The following is an 821-nucleotide window of genomic DNA, read 5'->3' as shown; positions in this document are numbered from 1 at the left end:
GCCTTCAAGGACGGCGAACCGGTGCAAGACGATCGACCGGTTCAGCAGAAACTCGCCGCTTGAAATCGACCGCCATCAAATTATTCGTACACCACTCTTGACGTTAGCTCGTTGTCAGTGCGATTTGCGCGCGAAGTGATCAATGCGTTGCGCTACCTGGTGCGGGCGGGGTGCGGCTGGAGGATGCTGCCGAACGACTTCCCGCACGGCGGACGGTCTAATGGTGGTTTCGCCGGTTGATGCGCCGCTTCCTGTTTCATACGTTGCACGATGTGGTACTGATGCCTGACCGGGAACTGGCCGGCCGCCAACATTGCCCCAGCGCCGGGGTCATCGACAGTCAGACGGTGAAGGCGCCAGCGGCGAGCCAGCGTGGCTACGACGCGGCAAAAAAAGTGGCTGGACGCAAGCGGCACATTGCGGTCGATACCGATGGCGGTTTGCTGATAGTGAATCTCACGCCCGCCGGTATTGCCGACAGTACCGGCGCGCAGGCCGCGCTCGACGCGTCCGAGCAGCAGCTCGCGGCGAACCGCGCGCTGACCGTGAACACGACCATCACCGATCACCCGAACGTGATGGCCGCCGCCGCGAAGGTACGCGATGCGTATCTGAACAACGCGCGCAACACGCTGCCGGCGCCCGTCACCGGCTATGTCGCAAAGCGCTCGGTGCAGGTCGGCCAGCGCGTGTCGCCGGGCAATCCGCTGATGGCGGTCGTGCCGCTCAATGGCGTGTGGGTCGACGCGAACTTCAAGGAAGGACAGTTGAGGCACATGCGGATCGGCCAGCCGGTCGAGCTGACCGCCGATATCTACGGC

Annotated in this window: 2 pseudogenes; both read left to right on the top strand. The window is 63.6% G+C overall.

From position 1 onward, the window contains the following. Positions 1 to 129: 129 nt before the first annotated feature. Positions 130 to 521: pseudogene (locus HV796_RS42855) on the top strand (transposase); the annotation flags it as partial. Positions 522 to 539: 18 nt separating this feature from the next. Further along, positions 540 to 821, top strand: a pseudogene (locus HV796_RS43905) (EmrA/EmrK family multidrug efflux transporter periplasmic adaptor subunit); the annotation flags it as partial.

Origin of the sequence: Paraburkholderia humisilvae (assembly GCF_902859855.1) — a bacterium.
Taxonomy (GTDB): Bacteria; Pseudomonadota; Gammaproteobacteria; order Burkholderiales; family Burkholderiaceae; genus Paraburkholderia; species Paraburkholderia humisilvae.
The sequence above is the reverse complement of the archived record's forward strand: the minus strand, read 5'-3'. Positions and strand labels throughout refer to the sequence as shown.